Below are 22,493 nucleotides of genomic sequence, written 5' to 3' on the forward strand. Positions count from 1 at the left end.
GGGTTGCGGTTCATTCCGCGGCCTGCCGTACAGGGCCGAACTCTTCGGGGAAAAGGCGCAGCGCCGACAGCACCGGATAGGGCGTGAACCCGCCCAAGGCGCAGAGCGACCCGTCGCGCATCGTCTCGCAAAGGTCGGTCAACAGCTCCACCGCCGCACCGTCCCCCTGGGCAATGCGGTCGATCGTCTCCACCCCGCGCACCGCACCGATCCGGCAAGGGGTGCATTTGCCACAACTTTCGACCGCGCAGAATTCCATGGCGAACCGCGCCAGCCCCCGCATGTCCGCGCTGTCGTCGAAAACGACCAGACCGGCATGGCCGATCAGCCCGCCCTGCCCGTCGAATTCCTCGTATCCAAACGGCGTCTCGAACAGCTCCGGGCTGAAATAGGCGCCCAGCGGTCCGCCCACCTGCACCGCCTTCACCGGCCGTCCGCTGGCCGTGCCACCGCCGATCTCTTCCACCAGGGTGCCCAGGGTCATGCCGAACCCTGCCTCGAACAGGCCGCCGTATTTCACGTTACCCGCGATCTGAACCGGGATCGTCCCGCGCGACCGGCCCAGGCCAAAGCTGGCGTAATACGCCGCGCCCTTCGCCAGGATCACCGGGACCGAGGCCAGGGAGATCACGTTGTTGACCACCGTCGGCATCCCGAAAGCGCCTTGCAAGGCGGGCAGCGGCGGCTTGGCCCGCACCACACCGCGCTTGCCCTCCAGGGAATTGAGCAGCGATGTCTCCTCCCCGCAGACATAGGCGCCCGCCCCCACCCGGACCTCCATGTCGAACCGGCGTTCATGGCCCAGCACCCCCGCGCCCAACATTCCGCCTGCCCGCGCCACATCGATCGCGGCCTGCATGGTCCCGATGGCGTCAGGATATTCAGAGCGGATGTAGATGAACCCATGGGTGGCGCCCACGGCCAGCCCGGCGATGACCATCCCCTCGATCAGGCAGAAGGGGTCGCCCTCCATCAACATCCGGTCGGCAAAGGTGCCGCTGTCGCCCTCATCGGCGTTGCAGACGATATATTTCTGTTCCGCCTGCGCATTCAGAACAGTCTGCCATTTCACCCCGGTCGGAAATCCTGCGCCGCCGCGTCCGCGCAGACCTGAGGTAGTGACCTCCTCCACCACCGCCGCCGGAGCCATTTCCAACGCGCGGCGCAACCCGGTCAGCCCGCCAAGCGCTTCGTATTCCGCAAGGTTCAGCGGATCAATCACGCCGCAACGGGCAAAGGTCAGCCGCGTTTGGCGCTTCAGAAAAGGCAGGTCTTCTACCAGCCCCAGCCCCCCCGCCGTGCCATCAAGGATCGCCGTCACATCATCCGGCGTCACCGCACCGAACCCGTGCCGGCCCGCGCCCCGGTCCAGCTCCACCAAAGGTTCCAGCCAGATCATGCCGCGACTGCCGTTCCGGACGATCTCCACCGGCAGACCGCGCCGCGCAGCCTGGCTGGCGAACTCCGCCGCGACGGCATCCGCGCCCAGAGCCCGCGCTGCGGAATCGCGGGGCACGTAGATCCGGATCGTCCTTTGCCCGCTCATGCCCGCGCCTCCGCCAGAAGGGCATCCATGCGAGCGGTATCAACGCGCCCTTGCGGGCGGTCACCCACCATTACCGCGGGCGCACAGGCGCACAGGCCCAGACAATAGACCGGCTCCACCGTGATGCGGCCATCCGGCGTCGTGCCGTGCCATTCCACCCCCAGCTTGGCCAGGGTCTCCGCCGCCAGATCCGCGCCGCCCATGCTCTGACACGCTTCGGCACGGCAAATCCGGATCACGTGACGCCCCGCCGGCACAAGGCGGAAGTCGTGATAGAAACTGACCACGCCATGCACCTCTGCCCGTGTGACGTTCAACGCATCGGCCAACGGCTGGAAAGCCGCCTCTGGCACGTGGCCGAATGCCGTCTGCATCGCATGCAAAATCGGCAGCAACGGCCCTTTCAGATGGAGATGCCCGGCGATCAAGGCATCTATTTCAGTCCTCGAGGGCGCTGGCGGGGTCTGCGTCATGGCTGGCCTTTCCCTGATCCGCGCACAGATCACAGCCGCCAACATCGGGAATCAATATCGTATATTCGTTGCTTGATCGTTAATTTCTATCGGCCACGGAGGACAACCGTCGCGCTTCGGCCAGCAGCGCGCTCAGAACTGGTGTGTGCGGTTCCCGCCACGGGGCGATCAAACCAACACGATTCGCTTTAACATCGCCGTCCAATGGTATGATTTTCAAAGACTTACCAAGACACAGAAATTCCGCCAGATCGGCTGGCAGCACCGTCACCCAGCCCCCCGCCAGCACATTCGCCACCAGGACCACGGTCGAATTGCTTTCGATCCGCGCTTCGGGCGTGACGCCGAAATCCGCAAAATTCTTGTTGATGATGCGCCGGTTCTGCATATCCGGGGTCAGGAGACAGAGCCGTCTGCCGTCCAGGTCGGACCATCCGACTGACGCCCGCCCGGCCAGGTCCGAATCATGTCCGCACACCAACATGTAGCGTTCCTCGTACAGCGCCTCGCTGCTCAACCGGCCCATCGGTTCATTGTCGAGGTAGGAGAGCCCCGCATCAACGTCGAGATTTTCGATCAGCGACAGGATCTCGCTGGAGGTGCGCGACAGAATCGTGAATCGCACATTGGGATGTTTCGTGCTGAATTCGGACGACAGCCGCGCCGCCCAGGTCAGTGCCGTGGGGATCACCGCGATGCGCAACTGCCCCGCCAACCCGTGCCGCTTGAAGCGCATTTCCTCGCGCAATTGGCGTGTGTCCCCGACAATCCGCCGCGCCCAGGTCAAGGCGCTTTGCCCCTCGGGGGTCAGCCCACCATACCGTGACCCGCGAAAGATCAGTTGCACGCCAAGCTGTTCTTCCAACTGCTTGATCCCGGCCGAAAGCGTTGGCTGCGTGATGCCCAGCGTGGTGGCTGCGCGGCCGAAATGCCCCTCTTTGGCAACGGCGAGAAACATCTCCAGCTTGTCCATCATGGAGAATTCCGATCAAGTTCTGTCAATTTGATTGAGCATATCTAACAAAAAGGTCGGTACCTTGGGGAGTCTCACGCAACGTCGGGGGGGAAATTTCTGGCATGTGTAAATGTTTTGGTCAGACTTTCCTGCAATAGAGGTGAGGAGACGATCATGGGCGACACGACAGATGTCATCGTCATCGGCGGCGGGCTGGCCGGGCTGGTGGCGGCATGCGAATTGCTGGACCGGGGGCGGCGCGTCACCCTTCTGGACCAGGAGCCGCGGCAGAATCTCGGCGGTCAGGCCTTCTGGTCCCTGGGCGGGCTGTTCATGATCGACACACCGGAACAACGCCGGTTCCGCATACGGGACAGCCGTGAACTGGCGCGGCAGGATTGGATGGGATCCGCCGGATTCGACCGGGCAGAGGATCATTGGCCTCGGGCCTGGGCCGATGCCTACCTGGACTTCGCCGCCGGGGAAATGCGGTCCTGGTTGTACAGGATGGGAATGCGCTGGTTCCCCGTCGTGGGCTGGGCCGAACGTGGCGGCGGGCTGGCCACCGGCCATGGCAATTCGGTACCGCGGTTTCACCTGACCTGGGGTACAGGACCGGGTGTGCTGGAGCCCTTCGTCAACCGTGTGCTGGCGGCAGAGCAGGAAGGCCGGATAGATCTGCGGTTCCGTCATCGGGTGAACGGGTTGCTGGGGGGCACAACAGCCGTCACCGGCGTTCAAGGCGATGTTCTGGCGGAGGACACCGCCCCCCGTGGCGCCCCGACCAACCGCGAGGTCACCGGGGCCTTCGAAATCGCGGCCGAGAGCGTCATCGTCGCCTCCGGCGGCATTGGCGCGAACGAGGCGGAGGTGCGGCGCGTCTGGCCAACGGAGCGGCTGGGCCCTGCCCCGGATCAGATGGTCTGCGGTGTCCCCGCTCATGTGGACGGGCTGATGATTGGCCACTCCGCCCGCGCCGGGGCGCGGGTCATCAACGAGGACCGGATGTGGCACTACGTCGAGGGGATCAAGAATTGGGACCCGATCTGGCCGCGTCACGGAATCCGGATTTTGCCGGGGCCTTCGTCGCTCTGGCTGGATGCGGAAGGCAATCGCCTGCCCGCCCCCTGTCTGCCCGGCTTCGATAGCCTGGGCACGTTGAAATATCTGTGTCAGGCAGGGCATCGACATTCCTGGTTCGTCACGACCCAGAAGATCATCGAGAAGGAATTCGCTCTGTCCGGCTCGGAACAGAACCCGGACCTGACCGGGAAGGATTGGAAATTGCTCCTCAAAAGCCGCTTGGGGCAAGGTGCTACCCCGCCTGTTGAGGCATTCAAGGAGAAAGGAGAGGACTTCGTCGTAGCCAAGGATCTGGAGACCCTGGCTCAAGGCATGTCCACCCTGGGTGATCACCCGATCGACCCTGCGGATCTCCGCCACCAGGTGGAGGCGCGCGACCGGGAATTGACCAATCCCTTTGCCAAGGACGCGCAAATCATCGCCTTGCGACAGGCTCGCGCCTATCTTGGGGACAAGCTGATGCGCACCGCCAAACCGCATCGCCTTCTAGACCCCAAGGCCGGACCGCTGATCGCCGTGCGTCTGCACATCCTGACCCGCAAGACCCTCGGCGGGATCGAGGCAGATCTGAAATCGCAGGTCATAGGCCAGGACAGCGCGCCGATCCCCGGCCTCTTTGCCTGCGGCGAAGCTGCCGGTTTCGGCGGGGGCGGCTATCACGGATACAACGCGCTGGAGGGGACGTTCCTGGGCGGGTGTATCTTCTCCGGCCGCGCGGCCGGGCGGAACGCATGACCCTTCCTGTCCGCCAAAGCAGAATGCCCGGGCATCCCTGACAGGGACGCCCGGATCGGAACAGCACAGGATCAGATCGTCGCGAGGAACAGCGCCTTGAGGTTGGTGGCGGTCAACTCTACCGGGTTACCGCCACAGGAAGGATCCTCAAGCGCCATGGCAACCAATTCCTCTATCCGGTCCGACCCCACACCCAAGTCGGACAATTTTCGGGGAATACCCAGATCATCATTGAACTGCTGAACAAAACTGCGGAACCCGTCATATCCACCTGCGATCCCCAGGTAGCCGGAGGCACGATCGAACCGGTCGCGGATCAGGTCCGCGTTAAGATCCAGCACCGCAGGCATGCAGACAGCATTCGTGGTGCCATGATGTGTCCCGTAGACCGCGCCGATGGGATGGCTCATCGCGTGAATGGCACCCAGGCCCTTCTGAAAGGCCGTGGCCCCCATTGCCGCGGCTGACATCATGTTGGCGCGCGCGGTGATGTCGGTGCCGTCCGCATAGGCGCGCGGCAGGTTTTCGATCACGAGGCGCATCCCTTCGAGAGCGATCCCCTGGCTCATCGGGTGGTAATGCGGGCTGGAAAACGCCTCCACGCAATGGGCAAAAGCATCCAGCCCGGTGCCGGCGGTAATGTGGCGCGGCATTCCCACCGTCAGCTCGGGATCGCAGATCACGACTTCGGGCAAAACCTTGGGATGAAAGATGATTTTCTTTACATGGGTTTGCGAATTGGTGATAACGCTGGCCCGCCCGACCTCGGATCCGGTCCCGGCCGTGGTCGGCACGGCAATGATCGGTGCGATGCCCATCGGGTCGGCACGGGTCCACCAATCTCCGATATCCTCGAAATCCCAGACCGGGCGCGACTGGCCGGACATGAAGGCAACCATCTTGCCCAAGTCCAGGCCAGAACCGCCCCCAAAGGCGATGACCCCGTCGTGCCCCCCCTCGCGGTAGACTTTCAGCCCCGCTTCCAAGTTGATTTCGGACGGATTGGGGTCAACTTCCGCGAACAATCCCCGGCCCAGCCCGGCCGCGTCCAGGATGTCCAGCGCGCGGGTCGTGATCTCCATCGGTGCCAGGCCCCGATCGGTGACCAATAGCGGCCGCGTGATACCGGCGGCGATGCAGGCCTCCGGCAATTCGGAAATCCGCCCGGCACCAAAGCGGATGGCAGTGGGATAGGACCAGTTTGCGGTCGGGCTCATGACGTCACCTTTTTCAGATGGTAGGATTTCGGACGGGTCAGGTTATGGTAGCCGATCACCGACAGGCCACCGCCGCGCCCGGTATCCTTGCACCCGGTCCAGCATAGCCCCGGATCCAGATAATCGGCGCGGTTGAGAAAGACGGTGCCGGTCTCGATCCGGTCCCCGATCGTGGCTGCGCGGTCCACGTCCCGTGTCCAGAGAGAGGCGGTCAGTCCGAAGCGGCTGTCATTCATCAGGCGCAGGGCTTCGTCGTCATCCTTCACAGGCATGATGCCGACGACGGGGCCAAAGCTCTCCTCGCGCATCACCTCCATCTCATGGGTGACGCCGGTCAGAATCTGCGGGCCCAGATAGGCCCCGCCATCATCGGCGGGATCAATGGGAATATGCGCCGTGGCACCGGCGGCCACGGCAGCATCTATTTGATCGCGCACCACTTTTGCGAAACGCGCATGCGCCATCGGACCCATGCTGGTGTCAGGGTCCAGCGGGTTGCCGAGTTTCAGATCATTGGCAAAGGCGATGGCCTTTTCCAGGAATTCGTCAAACCGGCTTTGCTGCACGTAGATACGTTCGATGCCGCAGCAGCATTGCCCGGAGTTGAACAGCGCCCCGTCCATCAGCGTGGCCACTGCCGCGTCGATATCGGCGTCTTCCATGACATAGCCCGGATCCTTGCCGCCCAATTCGGTGGAAACCGGAACAAAAGTGCCGGCCGCCGCACGCTCCATCGCCTGACCGCCCCCGACGGATCCCGTGAAGTTTATGAAATCGAACGACTTTTCCTGAATCAACCTGTCGGAGGTCTCGTGATCCAGAAAAATGTTCTGAAAAATATCTTCGGGAATTCCGACAGAATGGAAGGCTTCGGCCAGTCGTTCACCAACCAGCAAGGTTTGCGTGGCATGTTTGAGCATCACGGCATTTCCAGCGATCAGTGCCGGCGCAACGGTGTTGATCGCTGTCATATAAGGATAATTCCATGGCGCCACCACGTAGACCACACCCCAGGGTACCCGACGGATATAGCGGCGGAATGACTCGTCTTCGCCCACCACGATATCGGCAAGCGCGTCGGCGGCGATGTCCGCCATATGGCTGCCGCGCTCGTTGAACCCGCCGAATTCCCCGCCGTAACGAACAGGCCGGCCCATCATGCGGGCAAGTTCCGGCACGATATCGTCATTCATTGCACCAACGGCGGCGATACCTTGTCGGACCAGATCGATCCGCTCAGCAAGCGGGCGCGCGGCCCATGCCGCCTGGGCCGCGCGCGCGCTGGCCACGGCGGCGCGGGACTCTTCCAGGGGCAGTACGGGCCGGCTGGCAAAAATCGACCCGTCGATGGGAGAAATGCAATTGAGTGTCCTGGTCATGTCTGTGCCTTCGGTACCTGTCCGGGCGGCGCCCGGGTCAACTCGGAACGGGAACGTCGCGGCGGGCGTTCCCTGGCGGATCAAGCCTGACGCGGTGCGGGCCGCGACCAGGCAGATGTCATTGGCGCGCCCCCCTGTCCAGAGGGTTGCGCACCCCCCGCCGGAAGGCCCCGCCGGTCCTGCCGCGCGGCCGGCAACGGTGCCGCACGCGACAAGGGGGGAATGCGCCAAGGGGTGCGGCCACCGCCGAATGCGCAGATTTCCCGCGCCGCCCTGGCCCAGCCCGGCAGCGCGGGTTTACCGGGCAAGCGCGGGCCCTCAGGCGCCACACCCCGGCGCCAGGCATCGGGCCTGGCGGGCGGAACCGGTGCGGGTCAGGCCTGTTCGAACCCGCGGGCGATCTCCCAATCCGTGACGGCCTTGTCAAACTCCTCCTGCTCCCAGGTGGCGGCGCGGGTGTAATGGTCGATCACCTCCTCCCCGAAAGCCTGCCGCAGCATGGCGGAGGTTGTCAGGGTCTGCGTCGCCTCCCGCAGGGTGCCGGGAATTTCGGGCGTGTCGGCGGTTTCGTAGGCGTCACCCCGGGTGGCAGGCTGAAGGTCAAGCTGATCCTCGATCCCCTTGATACCGGCGGCCAGCAGCGCGGCCTGCGCCAGGTAGGGGTTCATGTCGGATCCGCCGATGCGGCATTCGATGCGCACGCCCCTGGTCCCGTCTCCGCACAGGCGAAAGGCGGCTGTGCGGTTGTCCACCGACCACACCATGCGTGTGGGGGCAAAGGTGCCTTTGGCGAAACGCTTGTAGGAATTCACGTAAGGCGCGAGGAACACGGTGTAATCGCGGGCATATTTGATGATCCCGGCGGTAAAGTGCTTCATCACCTGCGACATGCCCAGATCGTCGGAAGCGTCGAAGAACGCCGCTTCGCCATCCTGCCACAGCGACATGTGCACATGCGAGGAAGACCCCACCATGGAGGATGACCACTTGGGCAGGAAACTTGCCGCAACCCCTTGGGCCCAGGCGATTTCCTTGGTCGCATGCTTGGCGATCGTGTGGTGATCGGCGCAATCGAGAGCCTCGGCATAGCGGATGTTCAGCTCCTGCTGGCCCAGCTCTGCCTCGCCCTTGGTGTTTTCCACCGGAATGCCGGCACCGATCAGGTGGTTGCGCAACGGCCGGAGAAAGGGCTCTTCCTTGGTGGTCTGGAAGAGGTTGTAATCCTCGTTATGGCCATTCAGCGTGACGAGGTTGCGATACCCTTCCTTCTGAAGACTGCGATAATCCTTCTCGAAAACGAAGAATTCCAGCTCCGTCGCCATCATCGCCTGGTAGCCCATCGCCGCCAGCCGGGCGATCTGACCTTGCAGCATCTGGCGCGGGGAATGGGGCACCGGCGCGTGGGTGTGGTGGTCCAGCACGTCGCCCAGCACCAGCACCGTGCCCTCCAGCCAGGGCACCCGGCGCAGGGTCGACAGGTCGGGGCGCAGCACGTAATCGCCGTAGCCCTGCTCCCAGGAGGTGGCCTTGTACCCCTCCGGCGTGGACATCACCAGGTCGGTGGCCAGCAGGTAGTTGCAGCAATGGGTTTCCTTCACCGAATGATCGAGGAAGTTGGAGACGTGGAACCGCTTTCCCATCAGGCGGCCCTGCATGTCCACCAACGCGACCAGCACGGTATCGACCTCGCCGCTGGCGGCCAGTTTCTTCAATTCGTCCAGAGACAGGTTGCCCGGCATTGTGCCCTCCCGGTGGTGGCCAAATCTGGGGATGGCCCGGCGATGCGGGCCACCCGGTTCGTGTTGCGTGGCAGATCACCCGTTGGTGTAGGGCGGGCCTGCGCGATTGATGGTCTGGTTGTAATCGCGGAAGATGTCGACGATCTTCTGGTGGACTTCGCCTTCCTCGGCGATTTCGTCCCAGAATTTCACTGCCGCCTCTTCGACCTGAGCCCATTCATCGGCCGGAACGGTGCGCAGCGCCAACTTGTCGCCGGTGGCGCGCAGGCGCGCCTCGCCGCCCCAGTACCACTGGTTGCGATAGGTGTGCCCGGCCTCGATCGCGGCCATGACCAGCGATTGCAGATGCTCCGGCAGTTCCGCCCAACGTTCCTGGTTGACGAAGAAGGAGCCGATCCAGGCGCCGGAGATGTTGTTGGTCAGGAAGTAGTCGGTGACGTTGGCCCAGCCGACGGTGTAATCCTCGGTGATGCCGGACCAGGCCATGCCGTCCAGTTCGCCGGTCTGCACGGCGACTTCCGCATCCTCGTAGGGGATGTTCACCGGTACGACGCCGAATTGCGACAGGAACCGTCCGGCTGTCGGGAAGGTATAGAGCTTCAGCCCGTCCAGATCGTCGACCGACTTGATTTCCTTGGTGGTGTTGAAGTTACAGGGATCCTGGCCCGCGGCCGACAACCATTTGACCCCGACCTTGGCGTATTCCTCGTCCCAGATCTCGGCCAGGCCGTATTGGTTGAACAGCACCGGCACGTCCAGGATATGCTTGGTCGCAAAGGGGAAATAGCCGCCGAACATGCGCAGCGGCGTGGGGGAAGCCATGGAATCGTCATCGGAATGCACGCCATCGATGGTGCCGCGCTGCAACGCCTGGAACAGCTCCCCGGTTGGGACGATCTGGTCGGCGTAGAACAATTCGATCTCCAACTGACCGTTGGCGGCCTTGTTGATATAGTCGATGATCGGTTTGGTCACCTGTTCGCCCAGGGCCGCGCCGGCATAGGTCTGGAACCGCCACTTGATCGTGTCCTGCGCCTTGACGATGGCCGGGGTGGCCAGCGCCGCGGGGGCCGCCAGGGCCGCCCCTTTGATAAATCCGCGTCTGGTTGTCATCTTACTCTCTCTCCTGTTGGTTGGGGTCTCGGGCCGGTTTGTCCGGCCTCTGTTCGCGATTTCGGAAGTCATCTGTTGTAGATCAGGTCGGGCAGCCACAGCGCGATCTGCGGGAAGATCATCACCAGCATCAGCGCCACCACCATGACACCGACGAACGGAATGATGGAGACATAGATATCGCGCAGCCCGATTTCCGGCGGCGCCATGGCGCGCATCAGGAACAGGTTATAGCCGAAGGGCGGCGTCATGTAGGCGATCTGGCAGGTGATCGTGTAGAGCACGCCATACCACACCAGGTCAAAGCCAAGTTCGCCCACCAGCGGCACGTAAAGTGGCGCGACGATGACCAGCATGGCCGTATCATCCAGAAATGTGCCCATCACCAGGAACGACAGCTGCATCAGGATCAGGATCACCCAGGGGTTCAGGCCCAGCCGCTCGGTAAACAGATTCTCGATCGCCTTCACCGCGCCCAGCCCGTCGAACACCGCGCCAAAGGCCAGCGCCGCCAGGATGATCCACATGAACATGCAAGTGATGCCCAGGGTCTGGCGCAGGCAGGTTTCGAACACCTGTCGCGTCATCCGCCCCTTCAGCACCGCCGCCAGGAAGGCCGCCAAGGCCCCCACTGCGGAGCTTTCCACCAGCGACGTCCAGCCCTTGACGAAAGGGACCATCATCACCGCGAAGATCACCAGCGGCAGGATGCCGGCGCGCAGCAGGCGCATCTTCTCGGCACGGGTGTATTGGGCCAACTCCTCTTGCGGGAGGGCCGGGCCCAGCGCCGGGTTCATCCGACAGCGCAGCGCGATGTAGATGATGAACAGCACGGCCATCATCAGCCCCGGCACCGCACCGGCCAGCCAAAGCTGCCCCACCGGCTGCCGCGCGATCATCGCATAAAGGACCAGCACCACCGAGGGCGGCACCAGGATCCCCAGGGACGACCCCGCCTGGATCACCCCGGTCACCATGATCTTGTCGTAATTGCGTTTCAGCAGTTCGGGCAGCGCGATGGTGGCCCCGATGGCCATGCCCGCCACCGACAGCCCGTTCATCGCCGAGATCAGGACCATCAGCCCGATGGTGCCGATCGCCAGCCCGCCGGACAGCCCGCCCATCCAGACATGGAACATCTTGTAAAGATCGTCGGCAATCTTGGACTCCGACATCACGTAGCCCATGAAGATGAACATCGGCAGGGTCAGCAGCGGGTACCAGCGCATCAGCTTGATCGCGGCGGAAAACCCGATGTCGTAGCCACCCCTGTCTCCCCACAGCAGAACCGCCGCGATCACCGCGACAAAACCGATGGCGCCGAACACCCGTTGCCCCGTGAACAGCATCACCATCATGGTGGAGAACATCAGGATCGCGATCAGTTCATAGGGCATCGCCGGGCTCCTGCTGGGTGTCGTCGCGACGCGGTGCGCCGGTTTTCAGGAACAGGATATCCTTGGCCAGCTCGCTCAGCGCCTGAAGCAGCATCAGGAAGATCCCGATGCACATCACCACCTTGATCGGCCAGATATAGGGGCGCCAGACAGAGGGGCTGCGCTCACCGCCGTATTTGAAGGCATAATTCGTCGACTCGATCCCGCCCCACAGCAGAATTCCCAGGTAGACCAGCAGGAAGGCCACGGTGAAGCAATCGAACCAGGCCTTCTTGCGCGGTGTGAATTCGCCGTAGAACAGGTCCATCCGCACGTTGGCCCCCATCTGCATCGCGTAGGGGCCGCCCAGGATGTAATAGCCCACCATGATGAACTGCGCCATTTCCAGCGTCCACATGGAGGGGGAGAACGCCACCTTGGAGATCGTGGACCACATCAGCACGCCCATCAGGACGAAAATGCCGAACATCATCAACCGGCCCAGCCGATAGTTGAACCGGTCCACCACCTGGGAAAAGCGGCGCAGCGCGTTCATCGCGCCGACTCCGCCCGGTCCGCTGCGTCCAGTTCCGCCAGCGCCTCGGTCAGGACCCCATGCAGATGCGTTGCCATGGCCCGTGCGCTCTGCAGGGTGTCGATCAGGTCGTTGCGCACCTCCACCATCACCGCGGGCAGGCCACGCGCCTCGCCATGGCGGCGTAGCGTATAGGTCACGCCATCGCTGGCCGCATAGGGTTCGTTCAGGGCACAGCGGTACCGGCCGCGCGCCGCTTCGACCGCCAGCGCAGCGCAGGCCAGCGCAGCGTCGGAATGATAGAGGTAGCCGATTTCCACTGCGCGGCGCGCGCCGTTGTAGATCGGGGTAAAACTGTGCAGCGTGATCAAGGCCGAGGGCGCGGCGCGGTCGATCACCTCGGTCAGGGCGTCGTGAAACGGTGTGTGCACCCGGTCAAACCGCGCGCGGCGCTGCGTCTGCGACAGGTCGCGATTGCCGGGAACCTCGTGCACCTCGCTGCGGGCGGGGATGCAATCGGCGGCTTCCAGCGGGCGGTTCAGGTCATAAACCAGCCGCGACAGGCGCCCCGCCACCAGCGGGGCATTCATCAACCGCGCCAGTTCAACCGCCATGTCCCGCGCCCCGATATCCCAGGCCGCATGCGACGTTCTGGCGGCAGCTTCCAATCCAAGCCCCTGCAAATCCGTCGGAATTTCGGCACCCGCATGTTCGCATACCAAAACGGCGCCACCCTGCCCCGTGCCACCCGCGATCTCTGTCGATGTCCAGCCGTCTGGCGTCACGTCGTCACCCGTTCCTTTCGGTGTCATCATCACTACAGGTTTTTGTGGCATGTCAAGTTTGTTTCTGTAATCTTTAGTTCATCACCGCCGGGTTTGTAGCAAAAGGAACGTTTCGTGGACGACACCCCCCTGATCCGGGATCTTTTGCGCGAACGGCAGGCCGAGCTGACCGCCGCCGAACGCAAGCTCAGTGCCGTGTTGCTGGACGATTCACTTGTGGCCGGGCTGCAATCCATCACCCGACTGGCGGAGAATGCGCAGGTCTCCACCCCGACGATCATCCGACTGGCGCGCAAATTGGGGTTCGACGGCTATTCCGCTCTGCAAAACGCCATCCGCGAGGAGGTCGCCGCCCGGATGAAGCAACCGCTGGCCAAGCTGGAGACAGGGCGCCCCGACGCGCCCCGTGATCACATCGTCTCCCGTTTCGTGGAGGCGGTCTCGGAGAACATCAACCGCACGCTGGACCGGCTGGACCTGGACGAATTCGACCGCGCCGCCGGGCTGCTGTCCGACCCCGACCGGCGGCTTTACCTGCTGGGCGGGCGGATCACCCGGTCCAACGCGCATTACTTCTTCAACCATTTGCAGATCATCCGGCCACAGGTGTTCCTGCTCGACAGCTCCCCCTCCGTCTGGCCGCAATCGCTGCTGGACATGGATCACCGCGCCACGCTGGTGGTGTTCGACATCCGCCGCTACGAGAAGGAGCTGGAAAAGCTCGCCCGGCTGGCGGTGGCGCAGGGGGTGGATATCGTTCTGTTCACCGACGCCTGGGGATCGCCCATCGAACGCCACGCCACCTGTACCTTTCGCGCTATGGTGGAGGTCCCTTCCAGTTGGGACAGCACCCTTGCGATCAACCTGATGGTGGAGGCGCTGGTCGCCGAGGTGCAAAGCCGCAGCAGCGCGTCCAGCGCCGAACGGATCGACGCGCTGGAGCAGATGATCGGGGAATCGCGGATCTTTCGCGGCAATTGATCAAGGCCCCCTTTCCCGCGCTCCCCCGCGCGGCCATGGTGGGTCACCCAACCCGGAGGTGCCGGTGAAGATCGTCCAGTTCGGCCTGTGCCATTCCCCCAACCTTGGCGACGGGATCATAGCCGATTGCCTCGCCCACGGGCTGCGCGAACTGCATCCCGGCGCGCAGGTGCTGTGCATCGACCTGGCCGGGCGCCGGCACCGGGGTGCGGTGACCATCGCGCATCGCGCTGCGCTGCTGGCGATGCTGGACCGGTTGCCCCGATCGCTGCGCCAGCCCCTTGCCCGGTGGAAGCTGAATCGCGTCATCGACGGCGTGGCCGAGGAATGGCGCGCCGCGCTGGCCGGGGCCGACCTTGCGTTGATCGGCGGCGGGCAGATCCTGTCGGATGCCAATCTGAACTTCCCTGTCAAGCTGGCCCGCGCCGCCGCGCTGATCGCGCAGGCCGGTGTGCCGTCGGTGATCCATGGCGCTGGCGCATCGGCCAATTGGTCGCGCGCGGGCACGGCGCTGTTCGCCGGGATGCTGCGCTGTGACCTGCGGCGGGTGGGGCTGCGCGATGCCGGGTCCATGGCCGCCTGGACCGCGCAGATGCCGAACGCGCCTGCCCCCGTGCTCTGCCCCGATCCGGGCCTGTTGGCTGCGGAATGCTACGGTCTGCCCGACAGCCCCCCCGACTGCGCCCCCGACGGCACGGCTGGCCGGCGCTCTGGCGGGATCGGGCTGTGCGTCACCGATTTCGCCCTGCTGCGCCACCATGCCGACAGCCCTGTCACCGGCCAGCGCACGGGGGCAGAGCCGTTCTACGCCGGGGTCGTCGATGCCGCGCTGGATTTGGGCCACCGCGTGACCCTGTTCAGCAATGGCGCGGCCGAGGATACCGCCCTGCTGACCCGCGTCGCGGCGCTTCCCGGACTGGCAGGGCCATTGCGCGACGGGCGCCTGGCCGTGCCGAACCAACCCACGACGCCCCGCGCACTGGCCCATCTGATCGCCCGCTGTGACGCGGTGGTGGCGCATCGTCTGCATGCCTGCATCGTGGCGCATTCCTACGGCTTGCCCGTCCTCGGCCTGAGCTGGGACAAGAAGCTGGCGGGATTCCTGGACCAGGCGGGCGCGGGCGATCATCTGGTGACGGAGGCCGGCGCCACCGGCGCCAGCATTGCCCCCCGGCTGGAGGCCGCCTTGCGCACGCGCCCCGACCCCGCCCCCCTGGCCAACGCCGCCCGCACCGCGCTGGCCGCTACGCTGGCCCAGGTCGGCGCCGGGCCTGCGCCCTTCAGGACAGGGACAGAACCGTCAGCCGGAATTCCGTGACATCGCCCCTGGCACTGCCATTGGCACCGATGGCGATCTCCAGCACCTGGCCCGCCGCCAGCGTCACCGTGCGATCCAGCCGCCAGGGGCCATGCCCCTGCCAATGCGCAAGGCGCCTGTCCCCGGCCTGCACCGTGACCGCCACGCCATCTGTGCTGCGCGCTGCCACCTGCACGCGCGCCCGCAGCTGCACCTGCATCGCCTGAGGCGCGGTGAAACGGTGCAGGATCTCCACCCCCGCTCCCGGCACCAGAAGATCGGGCAACAGGCGCGGGCCCGGATCGTCGGGAAGTCCCAGCCAGGGCACCCAGGGGGTGACCGACCCCGATTGCCCCGGCCGGGTGATCAGCGCCACGTCGCGCCCGCCCCGCCGCGCCAACCGGGAAAACCCGCTGTCCGTTTCTCCGGCATTGCCCGGAATACCGCCCGGATAGGCATAGCCATGGCGACTGTCGGCCAGCACCCGCTGCGGGGCCAGACGCCAATCGGCCGGAGACAGGCCCGGTGCCTCCAGCGTCAGGGGCGCGGTTTCGGACAGAGCCAGTGCCCCGCCCGTCTGCACGGCGCCCAGCGCATCGCGCACCACCACATGCGGCGCCACCCGCAAGCCGCGAGGCATCCCCCAAAGCACCGCCATCCGATCACCGAACAGGCAGCCATAGGTTTGCGCATCCCGGCCAATGTCGCGCACCGCCCTCCCCTCGGCCAGGGCGCCCAGGCGGCGAAACGCCCGACCCACCGGCGCCACCTGAAGATCCGCCCCGATCAGCGGCGCATAGCCATCGCCGCGCGGGTTCAGCGGATACCACGCCAGCCGCGTCACCCCCGACAGCGCCGCCTGGCAATACATGCGCAGCAACAGCCCCGGCGCGGCGGCACTGTCACGGGTGCCGATCTCCGTCAGCTCGATCGGCATTCGCGCCCAGGCGGGCTGACGGCGCAGCACCGCGATCTGGCGGGCCAGCTGTTCCGGCGCGGTGTCATAAGGATGCAGTGCCAGCGCATCCATTCGCTCCACCACGCCCGTTGCCGCCAGCTTGGCCAGGTAGCCGGTGGGCACCGAATGCACCCCGCCTCCGACGATCCGTACCGAGGGGCGCACCGCCCGTACCTGTTCCACGACCGACGACAGCAACGCCGCATAGCCCCGCGCCCGTCCCGCGTCGTCCAGATCGCGCAGGGGGCCGCTGACGAAATTGGCGCTGTTGAACTCATTGCCGACCTCGATCGCCTCCACCGCGGGAAAGCGCGCCGCGATCTCCGCGGCATGGCGACCAAAGGCGCGGATGGCGGCGGGCGAATGCGGCGTGGCACCGTTGTCGTGATCGGGATGGCCGTTGTTCACCGTCAGGCTGGCCGCCGCGCCGTCGGGCGACAGCAGATCCGGCCAGGTGCTGCGCGCGGTGTCGAAACGCACGGCCCCGTCGCGGGCCACCAGCGCCCAATAGACCGCATCGCGGAAATCGCGCACCGGCAGCGCCAGCGCGGCACCCATCATCCCGGCCTGCATGCCCTGCCCGAAATTCGAGGCCGCCGCCAGCGCCGGGCCCCGCTGTGGCAGCGCCGTCGCCGCAACCTTCGATGGCACCGGGCCGTCCGGCAGGTCGGCCGCCCCGGCAGCCGCCCCCGCCAACAAGACGCCCCCCGCGCCCAGAAACGCGGTGCCGGGCAGCGCGGTACAGATCAGAACGAAGCTGGCCGCCCTCATCGTGCGGATGGAAAATGCGCGTCCCATGGCGCCCCCCTTTCACCCGACCTTGCCGCCGCCGCGCCCGCGCTGGCAAGTCCCCTGCCCCACCGCCCGCCTGCGCCAAGCCATTGCCGCGTCCGACGGAAACGATGCCCCGGCGCGCCGCGTTTTGTCGCCGCGCGGGGCACGATGGCCGGGGCGCGGCACAGGGCGCTTGACCCTGTCGGGGGCTCTGTCATCACCAAGGGATGGAGATCGTCGCCAGTTCCTTTCTGGCGCTGCTCGTGGTGGCGGCGCTTCTGGTCAAGGGGCCTTTTCGGGGGCTCTGGGTGTTCCTGGCGACGACGCCGCTGGGAGCGGCGGCGGCGGTGAACCTGCCGGCGGCGGGCGGGGCCTCCATCCTGGTGGCGGATGTCACCGCGCTGGCGATGTGCGGGTTGGTGCTGTTGCATCCCGGCGGGGTGCGGATGATGGCGGGCACGATGCGGCACGGGCAGCCGGGGTACTGGATGTTGCTGCTGCTGCTGTGGTCGGTGGCCGCGACGTTGCTGTTTCCCACCGTTTTTCGCGGCCAGACCGAGGTCTTTGCCATTGCCCGCCGCGCCAACGAAACCGGCATCGTGACCGTTCCGCTGCGCCCCGGCACCGGCAACCTGACACAGCTGTTTCGCATGATCCTGGGCGCCGCGACCTTCCTGGCGCTGGCCACCGTGTTCCGCCTGCGCCCCGAGGCCGCGACGGTGCAGCGCGCCATCGCCGCCGCCACGGGGATCAACGTCGCCTTGGGCTGGCTGGACGTCGGTGCGGCGGCGGCTGGCCTGTCCGGGTTGCTGGAGCCGCTGCGCAGCGCCAACTACGCCATCCTGTCGGAGGTCCGCATGGCCGGGCTGAAACGGATGATCGGCGGATTTCCCGAAGCCAGCGCATTCGGCTATTACGCGATCGGGCTGTTCGCGTTCTGGCTGCAATTCTGGATCGGCACGCCGGGGTCGCGGATGGCGCGGTGGATGCTGGTGCTGTCCGGTATCGCGGTGCTGCGGTCGACCTCCTCCGCCGCCTATGTGGCGCTGGCGGCGTTTCTGGTGACCTTCGGGCTGGTCACGCTGGTGCTGCGCCTGCGGGCCCGCGTGGCCCGGCGCGGCGCGGCGATCGCGGTGGCGGCATTGCTGACGGGGTGGCTGGCCTTGCTGGGGCTGTTCGCAGCCTACGAGCTGGTGCAGCCGGTGCAGGCCTTTCTGGACCGGGCATTGTTCAACAAGCTGGCGGGCGCCTCCGGCGTGGAACGGATGAGTTGGAACGCCCAGGCCTGGCACAATTTCGTCGACACGCTGGGGCTGGGCGCCGGGCTGGGATCGGTGCGCGCCTCGTCCTGGGGCGTGGCGGTGCTGGCCAGCCTGGGAGTTGTGGGCGCCGTGCTCTACCTGCGATTGCTGGCCGGGGTACTGACCGGTCCGGTCGAACAGGGCGGCGACCCGCAGCGCGCCGTGGTGGTCCGGTCCCTGCGCGCGGCCTGTCTGGCGCTGCTTTTGTCGGCGATGCTGACCCAGGCGACACCGGATCTGGGGCTCGCCTTCTTTGCCTTTGCCGGGTTGGCTGCGGGCCTGACGCGGGGCGGCGTCACACATGGGGCACCCGGACGGGCAACGCCCGTCATTCCGGCCACGCAAATCGGCCCATCCCCCTGAAACGACGCCATTCCACGCCACCCTCCGCCGCCCGCGCCCTGGCCCCGCCTTCTGCCGCCAAGGCGCATCTACGGACCTGTCGTCAAGGCGCGTCAGTCATCAACAATTTCCCGCGCGCCGCGCGACTGTCGCCTTTGCGGCGGCAATAAAGCGCAAATCGGGCAAAAGATTGGCCTTTGCTTGACCGCCCACAGCGCCCCGCCAGATAGTGCCAGCGGGTGGGGACGTATCACCTTCGGTTTCGCCGAAGGGCCAGGGGGCCGTCCCATGGGATTGTTGGAAAATGCGCCGCGTTCGGCGCAGCTTGGAAGGTCTGCCCGCAGCCTGTGGCAGAGCCTGCGCGCCGTGCCCTTGGCGCGCCATTCCCTGCATTCCACCGGGCCTGTCGCACCGTCGAAACATCGGACCGGGGATCTTTTCAGCCGTATGAAAGCGGAGCTTGCCACGCCATTCGAACGCGGACCCATGGGTCGCCGGCCCCGGGGCGCTCCCGGTGCCGTGGCGGATGCCGATGCCGTCGATCCGCGCGCGCTGCTGGCGGCGTTGTGGCGCGGGCGGCGGACGGTGCTGGGCGCCGCGCTGCTGTGCGCCGGGCTGGCCTTTGTCCTGGTATCGCAAGTCACGCCTCGCTATTCCGCGCTGTCGCAAGTGCTGCTGGATCCGCGCGAGCGGCGGATCCTGACCGACGAACAGGTCGTCTCGGATCTGAAATTGAACGACCAGGTGGTTGCCAGCGAGATGTCGATCCTGCGCTCCAACGTGCTGATCGCCGCCGTGATCGCGCAGTTGGACAGCACCCGCCCCGGCCTGCTGGACCCTCTGGACAGCGCGGCGCAAGCGCCCTCCCTGCCCGACCGTGCGAAGACGGCGATCAAGGAGCTGCTGGGCGCCGACGACCAAACGCCGACAGACCCCGAAGCGCAGGCGCGGTATCGGGTGGAGCGGCTGACCTGGGCGATCCGCCGCGTGGTTGATATCTGGCGCGACGGCGACAGCTATGTCATCTCCATCGCCGCCGAAACCGAAGATCCCGCCCTGTCCGCCGCGCTGGCCGGTACCATCGCCGAGACCTATATCGGCGAACAGCTGTCCGGACGGCGGCAATCGGCCAGTCAGGCGACCCGCTGGATCGAACAGCGCATCGACGATCTGCGCCGCCAGGTCGAACAGGCGGAAGACGCGGTAGAGGATTATCGCGCCCGTTCGCTGGTCGACAACGGATCGTCCATGGCGATCATCCAGCAGCGCATGGTTTCCCTGAATGAGCAGCTGGTTCAGGCCCGTGTCACCCGCGTCGCCGGCGAGGCCCGGATCACCGAGATGGCCCGCCTGATCGACAACGGCGGGTTCGAGGCCCTGGGCAACATGCTGAACTCGGACACGATCGAGGAACTGAACACCCGCCGTATCGCCCTGCTGGGCGAGGATGCGCAATGGGCCCAGGGGTTCGATGAGACGAATCCCCGGCGGCAGCGCCTGCGCGGAGAGCTGGACGAGGTCAACCGCGCCCTGCGTTTCGAATTCGGACGGGAGCTGGACGCGCAGCGCAACGAGCTGGAGATCGCCCGTATCGGCGAACGTACCCTGCGGCAAAGCCTGGACGAGGTGGAGCAGGAATTCCTGTCGGTCTCCCGCGCCAATATCGGTCTGCGCCAGCTGGAGAGGGAAGCCGGCGCGGCCCGCACCGCCTACGAGGATCTGCTGTCCCGCTTTGCCGAGACCCGAACCCAGGAGAACCTGCAACAGGCCGATGCGCGGATCATCGAACGCGCCACGATTCCCGGTGCGCCCTCCGCTCCGCGGCCCAAGTTGATGACCCTGCTGGGGCTGCTCTTTGGCATGACGGTCGGGGCCGCGCTGGTGCTTTTGCGCGAATTGACCCCCACCACCTATCGCAACGTCGCCGATCTGGAGGCCGAAACGGGCCGCCCGGTCCTGTCGGTGGTGCCCGCCCGCAACTGGTCCAGCCCGGTACAGGCGATGCGCGAACTGGCACTGCAACCGCGAGGGGAGATCGCAGAGGCGATGCGCGGTATCCGCACCGCGCTGGATCTGGGCGATGACGGCGCGGCGCCGCAAAGCCTGGCGTTCCTGTCGGCCCTGCCGGGGGAGGGCAAGACCACCACCACCGCCCTGTTGGCCCGCATGGCTGAAGCCTCCGACAAACTGGTCTGCGTGGTGGATTGCGACCTGCGACAATCCTCGATCCAGGGCCAGTTCCAATTCCCAATCGGCTATGACCTGCCGGACCTGATCCGGGGCAAATGCGATCTGTTGGAAGCGGTCTTCACCGAAACCGGGCTGGGCTTTGACCTGCTGGCCGCGCGCAACGCGGAGACGGGCGCAGCAGACATGCTGTCCACCGGCTGGCTGCGCCGCACCCTGGACGAGCTGAAGGATTACTACGACCTCGTGCTGGTCAATGCCCCCGCCATGCTGCCCGCCGCCGAGGCGATGGTGATCGCCCGCGCCGTCGATCGCCGCGTCTTCGTGGTCCAGCACGACCACACCCCCCGCCAGGCGGTCGCGCGTTGCCTGCAACGGCTGTCGGGCAACGGGCTGGACCTGGACGGCATCGTCCTGACCCAGGTCGATCCGCTGACCCTGCGCGACACCTATCTCTATGATTACGGCAGCCCGCTTCAGGAGGCACGCTGACATGTTGCAAACCCCGATCTCGCAACCGCGCGTCGCCATCATCCACTACTGGCTGGTGGGGATGCGTGGCGGCGAAAAGGTGCTGGAAAGCCTGGTGCGCCTGTTCCCGCAGGCCGATATCTTTACCCATGTGCATGATCCCGAGCGCGTCAGCGACCAGATCAACGCGCAGCGCATCACCACCACCGGCGTGGCTCGCCTGCCCTTTGCCACGCGGATGTATCAAAGCTACCTGCCCTTCATGCCCCGCGCGCTGGAGGAACTGGACCTGACCGGCTATGATCTGGTCCTGTCGTCGGAGGCAGGGCCGGCCAAGGGCGTGATCGCGCCGCCCGATGCCTATCACCTGTGCTATTGCCATTCGCCCATGCGCTATGTCTGGGACCAGTACCACACCTATCGCGATACGGCTGGCCCGCTGGCGCGCCGGGTGATGCCGCATGTGGCGCATCGGCTGCGCAGCTGGGACGTGACCAGCGCCGCGCGGGTGGATGGCTTTGCCGCCAATTCCAACCATGTGGCCGCGCGCATTCACAAGTACTGGCGTCGTGACGCCGCCGTGGTGCACCCCCCTGTCGCGACCCAGGATTTCGCCCCCGCGCCCCGGAACGAGATCGGGGATTACTACCTCTGGGCCGGAGAGCTGGCCCCCTACAAGCGGCCCGACCTGGCGATCGAGGCGTTCAGCAGGCTGGGCCTGCCGCTTCTGGTGATCGGCGGCCCCGAGAAGGCGCGTGCCCGGCTGGCCCGCTCCGCGCGGGAGAACATCGCCTTTGCCGGGCGGGTGTCCCCGGAGATGTTCCGCCATCATCTGGCCCGCTGCCGCGCCTTGATCTTCCCCGGCGAAGAGGATTTCGGCATCGTCCCGGTGGAGGCCATGGCCGCCGGCCGGCCGGTGATCGCCTACGGGCGTGGTGGTGCGCTGGACAGCGTGGCCGACGGCCGCACCGGCCTGCTGTTCCATCAGCAAAGCGCGGAGGGCCTTATCGCCGCGATCGAGCGGTTCGAGACCGAGCGCCTGCACGATCTGGACCCCGCGCATCTGGTCAACCACGCCCGCCGGTTTTCCGAGCCGGCGTTCCGGCAGGGCCTGGCCGCGCTGTTGCCAACCCGGATGCAACCCGCCGACATGCTGCCGCTGAGCCGCCCCGCGGAGTGACCCCGCGCCTCGCCGGGCCACCCGTTCGGGCCGCATCGCCTGCCGGCGCCGGTCTGCCGCCTTCAC

The 22,493-nt window shown here is 66.0% G+C and carries 17 protein-coding genes; 6 read left to right on the top strand and 11 right to left on the bottom strand.

From position 1 onward, the window contains the following. Positions 1–10 precede the first annotated feature (10 nt). The 3 genes from G5A46_RS15240 to G5A46_RS15250 form a co-directional block, all read right to left on the bottom strand. Complete coding sequence (locus G5A46_RS15240) at positions 11–1,528, bottom strand: formate dehydrogenase beta subunit (RefSeq protein ID WP_163851190.1); 1,518 nt, start codon at positions 1,526–1,528, stop codon at positions 11–13. A gap of 14 nt (positions 1,529–1,542) precedes the next feature. After that, a complete protein-coding gene (locus tag G5A46_RS15245; RefSeq protein WP_163850731.1) occupies positions 1,543–2,019 on the bottom strand; it encodes a formate dehydrogenase subunit gamma in 477 nt (158 codons plus the stop codon). Positions 2,020–2,098: 79 nt separating this feature from the next. After that, a complete protein-coding gene (locus G5A46_RS15250) occupies positions 2,099–2,995 on the bottom strand; it encodes a LysR family transcriptional regulator (RefSeq protein ID WP_163850733.1) in 897 nt (298 codons plus the stop codon). A 153-nt stretch (positions 2,996–3,148) separates the two neighbouring features. On the opposite strand from G5A46_RS15250, the gene G5A46_RS15255 reads away from it, so the two are divergent. Then, positions 3,149–4,792 carry an FAD-binding dehydrogenase gene (locus G5A46_RS15255; protein WP_163850735.1) on the top strand — a complete coding sequence of 548 codons (1,644 nt, stop codon included), beginning with the start codon at positions 3,149–3,151 and terminating at the stop codon, positions 4,790–4,792. A 71-nt stretch (positions 4,793–4,863) separates the two neighbouring features. Here G5A46_RS15255 and G5A46_RS15260 read toward each other — a convergent pair whose 3' ends face one another. The 7 genes from G5A46_RS15260 to G5A46_RS15290 form a co-directional block, all read right to left on the bottom strand. Further along, a complete protein-coding gene (locus G5A46_RS15260; protein WP_163850737.1) occupies positions 4,864–6,009 on the bottom strand; it encodes an iron-containing alcohol dehydrogenase in 1,146 nt (381 codons plus the stop codon). Beyond that, entirely contained in the window at positions 6,006–7,388 is a 1,383-nt protein-coding gene (locus G5A46_RS15265) for an aldehyde dehydrogenase family protein (protein ID WP_163850740.1), read from the bottom strand. Before G5A46_RS15265 ends, G5A46_RS15260 begins: the two co-directional genes overlap by 4 nt. A 374-nt stretch (positions 7,389–7,762) precedes the next feature. Then, positions 7,763–9,127, bottom strand: coding sequence for a glutamine synthetase family protein (locus G5A46_RS15270; RefSeq protein ID WP_163850742.1), 1,365 nt, complete (start codon positions 9,125–9,127; stop codon positions 7,763–7,765). A 75-nt stretch (positions 9,128–9,202) separates the two neighbouring features. Continuing rightward, a complete protein-coding gene (locus G5A46_RS15275; protein WP_163850744.1) occupies positions 9,203–10,240 on the bottom strand; it encodes a TRAP transporter substrate-binding protein in 1,038 nt (345 codons plus the stop codon). Positions 10,241–10,308: 68 nt separating this feature from the next. Beyond that, entirely contained in the window at positions 10,309–11,637 is a 1,329-nt protein-coding gene (locus G5A46_RS15280; protein WP_163850746.1) for a TRAP transporter large permease, read from the bottom strand. Then, positions 11,627–12,172: a TRAP transporter small permease subunit gene (locus tag G5A46_RS15285; protein ID WP_163850748.1), complete on the bottom strand. Its 546-nt coding sequence runs from the start codon at positions 12,170–12,172 to the stop codon at positions 11,627–11,629. Before G5A46_RS15285 ends, G5A46_RS15280 begins: the two co-directional genes overlap by 11 nt. Then, positions 12,169–12,966: an N-formylglutamate amidohydrolase gene (locus G5A46_RS15290; RefSeq protein ID WP_239520969.1), complete on the bottom strand. Its 798-nt coding sequence runs from the start codon at positions 12,964–12,966 to the stop codon at positions 12,169–12,171. The genes G5A46_RS15285 and G5A46_RS15290 overlap by 4 nt, the downstream gene beginning before the upstream one ends. 84 nt (positions 12,967–13,050) lie before the next feature. Between G5A46_RS15290 and G5A46_RS15295 the strand changes: the two genes are divergently transcribed. After that, complete coding sequence (locus G5A46_RS15295) at positions 13,051–13,917, top strand: MurR/RpiR family transcriptional regulator (protein WP_163850750.1); 867 nt, start codon at positions 13,051–13,053, stop codon at positions 13,915–13,917. Between the two features lie 64 nt (positions 13,918–13,981). Beyond that, on the top strand, positions 13,982–15,235 hold the full coding sequence (locus G5A46_RS15300) for a polysaccharide pyruvyl transferase family protein (protein ID WP_163850752.1): 1,254 nt from the start codon (positions 13,982–13,984) through the stop codon (positions 15,233–15,235). Here the strand turns inward: G5A46_RS15300 and G5A46_RS15305 are convergent. Continuing rightward, positions 15,198–16,970 carry a hypothetical protein gene (locus G5A46_RS15305; RefSeq protein ID WP_163850754.1) on the bottom strand — a complete coding sequence of 591 codons (1,773 nt, stop codon included), beginning with the start codon at positions 16,968–16,970 and terminating at the stop codon, positions 15,198–15,200. The genes G5A46_RS15300 and G5A46_RS15305 overlap by 38 nt on opposite strands. A 203-nt stretch (positions 16,971–17,173) precedes the next feature. Here G5A46_RS15305 and G5A46_RS15310 point away from each other — a divergent pair, with 203 nt between their 5' ends. The 3 genes from G5A46_RS15310 (at position 17,174) to G5A46_RS15320 (ending at position 22,427) form a co-directional block, all read left to right on the top strand. Further along, positions 17,174–18,610: a hypothetical protein gene (locus G5A46_RS15310; RefSeq protein WP_163850756.1), complete on the top strand. Its 1,437-nt coding sequence runs from the start codon at positions 17,174–17,176 to the stop codon at positions 18,608–18,610. Between the two features lie 267 nt (positions 18,611–18,877). Next, positions 18,878–21,268, top strand: a complete 2,391-nt coding sequence (locus G5A46_RS15315) for a GumC family protein (protein ID WP_163850758.1) — start codon at positions 18,878–18,880, stop codon at positions 21,266–21,268. A 1-nt stretch (position 21,269) separates the two neighbouring features. After that, entirely contained in the window at positions 21,270–22,427 is a 1,158-nt protein-coding gene (locus G5A46_RS15320) for a glycosyltransferase (RefSeq protein ID WP_163850760.1), read from the top strand. The last annotated feature ends 66 nt before the right edge of the window (positions 22,428–22,493 follow it).

This window comes from Pseudooceanicola aestuarii (assembly GCF_010614805.1).
GTDB classification, from domain to species: domain Bacteria; phylum Pseudomonadota; class Alphaproteobacteria; order Rhodobacterales; family Rhodobacteraceae; genus Pseudooceanicola; species Pseudooceanicola aestuarii.